The sequence below is a fragment of the Pseudobutyrivibrio sp. AR14 genome (assembly GCF_900101325.1).
Lineage (GTDB): Bacteria > Bacillota > Clostridia > Lachnospirales > Lachnospiraceae > Pseudobutyrivibrio.
On sequence record NZ_FMUY01000025.1, the window covers coordinates 1 to 10,131 of the forward strand.

The 10,131-nt window shown below is 38.6% G+C and carries 10 protein-coding genes; all 10 read left to right on the forward strand.

Annotated features, from left to right (window positions below; translation table 11 throughout):
* Positions 1–444, forward strand: a 444-nt coding sequence (locus BLP50_RS13735; protein ID WP_242869283.1) for a PfkB family carbohydrate kinase, incomplete at its 5' end; no start/stop codon positions are given.
* Positions 445–718: 274 nt separating this feature from the next.
* Positions 719–1,765, forward strand: a complete 1,047-nt coding sequence (locus BLP50_RS13740; protein WP_090155768.1) for a TRAP transporter substrate-binding protein — start codon at positions 719–721, stop codon at positions 1,763–1,765.
* Positions 1,766–1,777: 12 nt separating this feature from the next.
* Positions 1,778–2,302: a TRAP transporter small permease gene (locus tag BLP50_RS13745; protein WP_090155770.1), complete on the forward strand. Its 525-nt coding sequence runs from the start codon at positions 1,778–1,780 to the stop codon at positions 2,300–2,302.
* Positions 2,302–3,597, forward strand: a complete 1,296-nt coding sequence (locus BLP50_RS13750) for a TRAP transporter large permease (protein WP_090155771.1) — start codon at positions 2,302–2,304, stop codon at positions 3,595–3,597. Before BLP50_RS13745 ends, BLP50_RS13750 begins: the two co-directional genes overlap by 1 nt.
* 77 nt (positions 3,598–3,674) lie before the next feature.
* Entirely contained in the window at positions 3,675–5,204 is a 1,530-nt protein-coding gene (locus tag BLP50_RS13755; RefSeq protein WP_090155773.1) for a sensor histidine kinase, read from the forward strand.
* Positions 5,179–5,964, forward strand: a complete 786-nt coding sequence (locus BLP50_RS13760) for a response regulator transcription factor (RefSeq protein WP_090155776.1) — start codon at positions 5,179–5,181, stop codon at positions 5,962–5,964. The genes BLP50_RS13755 and BLP50_RS13760 overlap by 26 nt, the downstream gene beginning before the upstream one ends.
* Positions 5,961–6,971 (forward strand): TRAP transporter substrate-binding protein, encoded by a 1,011-nt coding sequence (locus BLP50_RS13765; protein WP_090155778.1) that lies wholly within the window; start codon positions 5,961–5,963, stop codon positions 6,969–6,971. Before BLP50_RS13760 ends, BLP50_RS13765 begins: the two co-directional genes overlap by 4 nt.
* Before the next feature lie 204 nt (positions 6,972–7,175).
* The gene (locus tag BLP50_RS13770) at positions 7,176–7,505 is read left to right on the forward strand and encodes a hypothetical protein (RefSeq protein ID WP_090155780.1); all 330 of its coding nucleotides are present in this window, start codon (positions 7,176–7,178) and stop codon (positions 7,503–7,505) included.
* A 15-nt stretch (positions 7,506–7,520) separates the two neighbouring features.
* Positions 7,521–7,934 carry a YwqH-like family protein gene (locus BLP50_RS13775; RefSeq protein WP_090155782.1) on the forward strand — a complete coding sequence of 138 codons (414 nt, stop codon included), beginning with the start codon at positions 7,521–7,523 and terminating at the stop codon, positions 7,932–7,934.
* A gap of 29 nt (positions 7,935–7,963) precedes the next feature.
* The coding region (locus BLP50_RS13780) for a hypothetical protein (protein ID WP_207645748.1) at positions 7,964–10,131 on the forward strand (2,168 nt) is incomplete at its 3' end.

Here is a 10,131-nt window from a genome sequence, read left to right on the forward strand (position 1 = left end):
AACGAGGAAGATTTCACAGCTTGCCTTGGTTTCGAAATCGAGGGAAATGATGCAAACCTTAAGGAGCTTAACATCGATGGCTACAAGAAGATGATTGATGAGGCTTCAAAGGTATATCCTAACTTCAAGGTTGTTGCTACAACTCTTCGTACAGTAAAGACAGCTACTGTAAATGATTGGTCAGCACTTTGCTGGGCAGATGGCCAGATTCATAAGGCAAAGGATTACAAGGGACTTGAGATTATGGATCGTGTAGGCGGTGGTGATTCATTTGCTTCAGGTCTTATCTATGGTCTCATGACAACAGCAGATGCTGCAAAGGCTGTAGAGTATGGTACAGCTCATGGTGCACTTGCTATGACAACACCTGGTGATACAACAATGGCTACATGTGCCGAGGTTGAGGCTATTATGGGTGGCGCAGGTGCTCGTGTAAAGAGATAAATAATCCATAACAGAAACTAAATAAAACTCCAAATAAAAACGTTCAATGATTCAAAGAAAAATGCACAATTTCTCATGCGGGGAATTGTGCATTTTTTATACAAAAAAAGCTCCTTTGTATAAGGGATTTTCTGGCACAATAGGATATTTTTAAACATGTTTAAATAATGCTAGGAATGTTTAGAATGTCCGATTTATTGAGAAAAAATAGTCACTTATAATGTCATTGTCAGACATGACAGGTAATTTTAAATCTTTTTTGGGAGGTAAAAATATGAAGAAAAAGATTCTTTCTACAATTCTTACAGCAGCATTAGTTTTCTCAATGACTGCATGTGGAGTATCAGCTCCAGAGACATCAGCAGTAAATGATGCTGAGACACCAGCAGCCGCAGCGGACGGCGAGGTAATCACACTTGTAATGGCAGAGGTTAATCCACTTGATTCAGTTGCAGGTATGACAGATCAGAAATTCAAAGAGGAAGTTGAAGCAAGATCTAATGGAACAATCAAGATTGACCTTCAGGCAGGCGCAGTTTTAGGACCTGAGGATCAGGTATTAGATCAGATGCTTGGTGGCGGCGGTAACATCGATATCGCACGTATTTCTCCATTCAGCCTTACACCATATGGAGCAAACAAGACAAAGTTAATGTCACTTCCATACACATTCGTAAGCCGTGATCACTACTGGAATTTTGCTACATCTGATTTAGCAGAGGAATTCTTACTTGAGCCACATGAGAATGGTAGTGGTGTAAGAGGTCTCTTCTATGGAGAGGAAGGCTTCCGTCATTTCTTCTCAAATGAGGACATCTCAACAATTGATAAGTTCAACGGTATGAAGGTTCGTGTTTCTGATGACCCTGTAATGAACGGTTTGGTAAAGGGCCTTGGTGCTAACCCAACAGTTGTAAGCTTTAACGAGTTATATTCAGCTCTTCAGACAGGCGTTGTTGATGCAGCAGAGCAGCCAATCTCTAACTACAAGACAAACGCATTCCCAGAAGTAGCTAACAACATGGTACTTGATGGCCACACAATTGGTGCCCTTGAAGTAATCATCGCTGATTCAACATGGGATAAGCTTACAGAAGAGCAGCAGCAGATTCTTGTTGAGGCTGGAAAGGCAACACAGGAGTACAATAAGCAGATTTCAGAGGAGCAGGAGAACGTAGTTCTTCAGCAGCTCAAGGATGATGGCGTTAATATCATCGAGGTTGAGGATATTACTCCATGGCAGGACGCTGTAAAGCCTGTAGTTGATGAAAATATTAAGGGTCAGGAAGATTTATATCAGCAGATCGTTGATATGCAGTAGAAAAGAGGATTTATGGAAGGCATTTTTAAACGAGTAGATAAAATAAAGCCACTATATGATGTTACATATAAGGTAATGCTCTTTATCTGCAAGGTTTTACTTGTGGCAGATATCTTGATTACCGTATACAGCATTACAGGACGATATGTAAGTTTTATCCCTGATTCTGCATGGACAGAGCAGATGGTACTTACACTTATGTCTTATATGGCGGTACTTTCTGCTGCGCTAGCTATTAGAAATAGATCGCATATACGTATGACAGCATTTGATGAGCGTCTTCCAAAGGGATTAGTAAAGACACTCGATATATTAAATGATTTGTTTGTAATGGTTCTTGCAGTAGTAATGGTGGTTATTGGATGGCAGTATGCAATCTCAATAGGAGCAGTCGGAACATACACAAGTATGCCATGGCTGTCTAGATTTTGGATGTATTTTCCAATTCCTGTTGCAGGAATAGCAATGTTTGTATTTGAATTAGAGTTACTATACAACCATGTTAAGGGTATTTGTTTAAAGGAGGGCGATAAGTAATGGCAGTTAATACTGGAGCAATAGCAGTGTTGCTTATAAGCTTTCTGGTAATGATATTACTCAGATTTCAAATTGCTTATGCTGTAGCACTATCATCTATTTTTTGCTTGTTGTACATGGGTCTTCCTTTATCACTTGTATGCCAGCAAATGGTTAAAGGTATCAGTTCATATAGCTTGATGGCTGTGCCTTTCTTTATAACAATGGGCTGCTTGATGGGAGGCGGTGGAATTTCAGAGAGGCTGATTGCACTAGCTAATGCCTGCGTAGGATGGATGACCGGCGGTATGTCAATGGTTAATATCGTGGCATCATATTTCTTCGGTGGTATTTCTGGTTCAGCAGCTGCTGATACTGCATCCCTTGGAAGTATCCTTATTCCAATGATGGTTGAAGAAGGTTATGATGATGACTTCTCAACTGCAGTTACAATTACATCATCATGTGAAGGACTATTGGTTCCACCTAGCCACAACATGGTAATTTACGCCATGAGTGCTGGAGGAATTTCAGTTGGTGCTCTTTTCTTAGCAGGATATATACCAGGAGCGTTACTTGCCATTTCTCTTATGATAGGTTCATTTATCATCTCTAAGAAAAGAAATTACCCTAAGGGTGAGAAGTTCAACTTTATTAAATTTATAAAGCAACTTGGAACTTCATTCTGGGCTTTGGCAGCTATCATCATAGTTGTAGTTGGCGTTGTAGGCGGCGTATTCACAGCTACTGAGTCAGCAGCCGTTGCAGTTATTTACAGTCTTCTTGTCAGCGTATTTGTTTACAAGGGACTTACATGGAAGGGCGTATGGAAGACATTTGACCAGTGTATTGGAACACTTTCAATCGTTCTTATCCTTATTGCAACATCAAGCATTTTTGGTTATTGCCTCACAATGCTTCATGTACCAGATTTAGCTGCAAGCGCGATTGTAGGTTTGACACGTAATCCAATAGCTATAGCACTTCTTATCAACTGTATTTTACTTGTGCTTGGCTGCATTATGGATATGGCACCTATCATCCTTATTGCAACACCAATCCTTCTCCCAATCGCTGAGTCAATTGGAATCACTCCAATCCAGTTTGGTATCATGCTTATTCTTAACTGTGGTATCGGACTTTTAACCCCACCTGTTGGAGGCGTTCTCTTCATTGGATCAGCAGTTGGTAAAGTAAAAATGGAGAAAGTTGTAAAAGCTACACTTCCATTTTACTTATGCATGATTGCAGTACTTATTTTAATTACATTTATACCTGAAATAAGCATGTTCCTTCCAAATATGTTAGGTAGTTAAAATCTAGAATAGAAAAATTTGCAAGACAGCATTATACTTACTATAGTAACTATACATGCTGTCTTGTTTTTGAAAATATGAAAAAATTAAACTCTTTTTGGATTAAAGCTACAATTAAAAATAAAATTTCATTATTTATAGGAACAGTTTTGCTCACTATTGTGGTGGCAATTGTTTTTGATGCTTTTTTGATACGATTATTTGTAATTGATATCAACGAGATAATGGAAGACAACTCTAATGGAGGTCAGATTATTATCTCTCTTGATGAGGAAAAAGCTAGCTTTAATAAATATATCGATAATAAATCAGAGGATAATTTAAATGAGCTGATGAAGGCTTTAGACAACACATCTAAGGCTATCGATAAAGTGCCACTAGATTACAATTATCTAGGAGAGGACAGGTATGCCCAGCTTTTTTCTTTGAAGACTACTTATGGAGTTTATCGCCAGTACATGGATGAGCTCCTAAATGGAGATCTTTTAAAGGATGAGTATGTCTCAAAGCTATATTCCATATACAATATGCAGGACTATATGGTCAGCTATAGTAGACGATTCGTAGATTTTACCTTGAAAGAGGGTAATGCTAAATATAAGGAACTGATTCCAAAGGTGCTTGCAATTCCAGTGCTAGCCCTTGCTATTAGCGCCTTTTTCTTTGTAGTTGTTGTTGAAATATCTAGAAGAATGAATAAGGACATTACTGAGCCGGTGCTTACCTTGGCTGATGCTTCTAGACGAATAGCAATCAACGATTTTTATATTGATGACGTTGTTGTGAAAAATGAAGACGAAATTGGTGAGCTGGTTCACGCTTTTAACAAAATGAAATACGCAACAGGAGAGTATATAGACGCTCTTGAAAAGAGACGAGAGGCCCTTGACAGGCTTCATGCAAAAGAGGTGGAGACTTTAGAGGTAGAAAAGCAGCTTGATGCTATGAACCTTGAGCTTCTAAAGAATCAAATCAATCCACATTTCTTATTTAACACCTTAAATGTAATTGGTGGTATGGCAAACTTAGAAGGAGCCGACACCACTGAGGAAATGATAAAAGCTCTTAGCTCTTTGTTTAGATACAATCTCAAGACTCAGGGTAAGGAGGTCCTATTATCCAAGGAGCTTCAGGTTTCTGAGAATTACATGTATCTCCAGAAGATGAGATTTGGAGACAGGGTTAAATATATAGTGAAGTGTACAGTTGATGCAGATGATGTTTTTGTTCCAACATTTACACTTCAGCCACTTATTGAAAATTGTATTATTCACGGAATCGCCCCAAAGATGGAAGGCGGTTGTGTTTTAGTTGAAATTAGTAAAAGAGAAGAAAACTTATTTATTTCCGTAGTTGATACCGGAGTTGGAATGAGCCAGGAGACATTAGACAAGCTGGTTCGTTCTCTTGAGCAAAAAGACAGTGCCTCTATGGGTATTGGCATGGGAAATATTTATAGACGAATTAAGGCGATGTACAAGACAGCCAGTATGGTAGTAGAGAGTAAAGAAGGGGTGGGGACCTCTGTGGAAATAGAATTGCCTTATATAAATAGTGATACATATTATAAGGAGAATAGTAATGTACAGGGTATTGATAGCAGATGACGAGCCAATCGAGCGTCAGGTTATATCCAAGAAAATAAATGGATTTTTCCCCGACCAGGTGGAGATATTTTTAGCGGAAAATGGAGTGGAGGCAGTTGATAAGTTTAAGAGCAACAATTGCCAGATTGCGCTCCTTGATATAGAGATGCCAGGTAAAAGTGGCCTTGAGGCTGCAGAAGAAATTAGGAATTTTGATAAAGAATGTAGTATTATTTTTCTAACAGCATTTGATGAATTTAACTATGCTAAAAAAGCGATAACAGTTAAGGCGCTTGACTATTTGCTCAAGCCTGGCTCAGATGAAGATATAATAGGTGCCTTCGAGGAGTCCTTTAGTATTGCTGATAAAAAAGGTGCTAATAGTGACGCTGAGGCTCCGATTAGAAATGTACAGGTACCTCTTAGAGATGAGGAAGATTTCAGCTTCAGCAAGGCCAAGGCCGTAGCTAAGGAAGTAATGAATTACATCCATGAGCACTACAAGGAGGACATTTCCCTCCAGGATGTTGCGGAAGTAATAGGATATTCAGAAGTATATTTCTGCAAGTTATTTAAGCAGAATTTTGGCAAGAGTTTTATCGTATACTTAAATGAGTATAGGATTGAAAAGGCCAAGAAGCTTTTGGAGAATCCTTTGATAAATATTAAGGATATTTGCTTTGAGTCCGGATATCGTGACGCTAATTATTTTACTAGAGTATTTAAGCGTCAGACAGGTATGACTCCTAGCGAGTATAGAAATGGTGTGATGCAAAGATGAAAAAGAGATGGATTGGACTAGTCCTAGTATTTTTAATAATTGCAGTTTCTGCTGTGTTGGTATTACTTTTTAAAAGGGACAAAAAGGCGGAGCCTGCCCCTGAGTTTGTATTTTACTATGCAGATAATCAGACTGAGGACTATCCGACCACTCAAGGTGATAAAAAGTTTGCAGAGCTGGTTTATGAGAGAACCAATGGCCGTATCAAAATTGAGGTCATGTGCGATGCCAAAATGGGCAGCGAAAGAGAAGTAATAAACCAAATGAAATACGGCGGTATTGCCTTTGCCCGTGTTTCAACATCCCAGCTTGCAGAAGTTATTCCAGACATGAATGTACTTCTATTGCCATACCTATACAATGACTCGGAACATATGTGGAGAGTTCTTGAGGGGGATATTGGTGATGAGTTTTTAGCCAAGGCAGATGAATATGACCTTGTAGGTCTGTCCTGGTACGATGCAGGTGCCCGTAATTTCTACAGTACAGATAAGCCTATTACATCTGTGGAAGACTGTGCCGGCATGAAAATAAGAGTTCAGGAGTCGGCCATGATGTCAGACATGGTATCTGCTCTTGGAGCAACACCAGTTGAGGTAACATATTCGGAGGTTTATTCAGCTCTTGAGAAGGGTACCGTAGATGGAGCTGAGAACAACTGGCCATCATATCAGGCTATGGGACACAACAAGCTGGCTAAATACTACACTATAGACGAGCACATCCGAGTTCCAGAGATGCAGGTTTGCTCAAAAGTAGTATGGGAAATGCTTGATAGTGCAGATCAAAAGATAATCGAAGAATGTGCCAAGGAATCAGCCGTCTACGAGCGCAAGCTCTGGACAGAGCGCGAGAATCTTTCTAAGCAGATAGCTATAGAAAATGGCACACAGGTAATCTACTTAGATGTAGAGGAAAAACAGAAATTCCGCGATGCCATGAGCGAAGTCTACAAGAAGTATTGTAGCGATGATATGGATTTGGTAGAGCAGATAATAAACTATTAATTAGTGTCTAGATAATATATAAGTGTATGATTATAAAACCGTTAGTCGAGAGACTAGCGGTTTTTTATATTTGGTATAGAGTATGGATTAAATACAAAAAAAGTAATAATATGCAAAATAAATATTGACAAGATGTAAGAAAAGAGCGAATATTATAAATATGAAAAAAATGTGAAATCTACACATTATTAATTGGGAGGATTTATGGAAGCGGATATATATTTAGGTAACGTAAAAAGATCATCAAGTAACGTTTCTATATTTGATGAGGCTGAATATAACAACATCGTAAGTGCTATAAATCAGTCAGCAGAGTTATTGGGGATTCCGGATGCTACTTTTGATAATGCAGAGAGGGCTAATGGCACAGATACTATGGAATATATGGATAATCTTTGGCTACAGGTTCAGGAGATGACTAATAGGTATAAGATTTTTATGAACATAGATGTTATATCCCTTTTGACGGCAGCTACAGAAAATATAAAAGCAGCAGATGAAATGGCAGCAGAGTCGGTAAGTCAGGCTCAGTAATTGTAAGGGGGATATATGAGCGAGAAATCAGATTTACAAAGAAGAATTGGCGAGTGTAATGCTGAAATAGAACAGATAAAAAAAGATATTAGGGATATGGAATCTGAATCTAGGGAGTTTTCAGGATACTCAATTACATTACAAGGTCAAGAGACATCCGTGCGTAATTATGATATTAGTCATGGCCAGACTTGGAACAGGGATTTGTGTGATGGAGCCATCGAGGATCGGTCCTATGTGGGAGATGGGATACATGATGTGGTAGATGCTTGCGAGACGACCATTAAAGAACTAAGCGCATGTATAGATAAGGCAAATCAAATGATAAAGGATTTACAAGCTGAGATAGGACGGTGTAATGCTAGAATAAGAGCCATCGAGGAAGAAGAGGAAAGAGAAAGAGAACGACAGAGAAAACGTAATCGTTAGTTGGTATTAGCTTAGGTGGGAGAATAAAAGTGAGCAATAATAATGGAAAATTTTTTGATGTAGGAGATACATCTTTATTTTTTACAGATATAGAGGATGCTACTACATATTTTGAGTTATGCGCTAATTATTTTTTTGAAGACGTTGAGACATTTGAAAATACAGAAGCATGGCAAGGGGAAGATGCAGAAGTAGCTAAGAAAGTTCTTGGTGGAACAGAAAAACAGTTGCTTCTTGATATTATTCAACTTCATAAGGATATGAAGGAAGTCAATGCTGCGATTATTGATAACTTTGGTCTTATGGTAGATAAAGCTGCTGATGGACATATCGAGTATGATGTTGTAGAAAAAATTCGCAATGATTTTCAGGATATGCGATCACAGTTTGAAGATGAAGTAAAGCTGGTGGTAAATAAGCATAGTGAGTTAAGCCGTTTTGAAAAATATGGCACCTTCTCTGATATGAATTTTACTGAACAGATGGATAGATTTGTTCGGTTTTGTGGTGCGGGTTCGAATAATTATTCAGGATATTTGGGAGAGTGCTTACATAAGCTTATATTTTTTGATTCAGATGCAAAATCATATATTAAAGATATGGATTTTGAATCTCGAATAGATGATATTAATAGCAGAATGTGTCAGTTTGTAATTTCACATTGTCCAGAAACACAGGCAGCACAGTATATAGATGACATAGATAAATTCGAAGAGGTATATCTAGCTGAAAAAGCAGAAGCGACCATCAATAGTGATGTATGTACCTGGAGGGTTATGGATATAGTAATCATGGTTGATTGGTACAACAAAGCTCTTGAAGAGGGAGACACCGAGACTCTAGAAAAGTTCTATAATGCTTTAAATGAAAGTGAATTAGTATCTACTAATAACGAGGGAATTCCAACTAAGTTAGATGGAAAGAACTTTGATCAATATGTAGCATATATGCAGCCGGAAAAAATGTATCTGCTCATGATATTTGATGCAGGTATGGGATATGGTGAAACAGAAGGATTTCAACAGCTTTATACCCTATCGCAATCTAATGTCATTTGTGAGGTCCCTACCGGAACAGAGGCTCCTAAATTTGGGGTTAAAGTAGGCGAAATACCTCAGGGACTTGTGGTGAATTGGGGAGCTACATATAAAGAAGAGGGAATTCTTAGCAATTACCAGGGAGTTATATTTAACCAGGATGGCCTTTCATATGATCAAAAGTATGACCTCATAGAAGAAGAGGAAAAGGTAGAGGATTATAGAAAGAATCTTAAGATTGTAAAGGATGCCACAAGAGTAGCAGAGTTAGAGAAAAAGTGTATATTTGCTGATGAGAATTCAAGTGCGGCTCAGTATCATGAAGGATTAAAAGCAGAAAATGATGATTCTGGAAGATACAGATATATTAATGATATTAATTATCAAGCAGAAGCGGCTTGTTCATATGCTGTTAGTGGATATAGTACATATATAGATGATGCGCTGGGATTTATGACCGAGGAGCAAATAAGAGATTATAACTATCTATACTATAATGATAGTATTAATGGCACAGATTATGCAGATGAGTATATAGATTTATTAATCCCTAGCTTAAGACAAAAGGCAGCAGCTGCTCAATATGAAGGGATAAAGGATAGTACAGTTCTAAAAGCTGTCTATGAAGTTGGAATAGGATTTGATAGCATATCCACGGGTATCGAAAATGTATTTGGACTAAATGATGATAGAGATGGTGTTGCAATGAACACCACATACGAATATCTAGATGGCATGATAATGTCAAGTGCAAAGACAAAGGGTGAAATGTACTTATACACAGGTTCTAAAGTGGTAGGAGCGGCTGCACCAGGCGTTGGTATTGCTGTAGCTACCGGTGGAGCTGGAGCAGTAGGACTAGTAGCAGGAGCAGTTGGAACAGGAGCACTATATGGTGTCAGTGCAGGAGGAAATAGCAAGGCGCAGGCAGAACGAGATGGATATACTGAAAGTCAGGCGGTGGCATACGGTACTGCAACAGGTATAGAACAAGGTGTTAAGACTTCTGCGATGTTCGTAGTTGGAGGAGCAGGAAGATTTGTATCAGGCATTCCTGCGCCAGTAGGAGCATTAGGTGCCGGAGTAACTGGATTTACAATGGAATATGTGGATGAGGTATACATAAATCCAGCTCTTCGTGCTAATATCTTAAATGATGA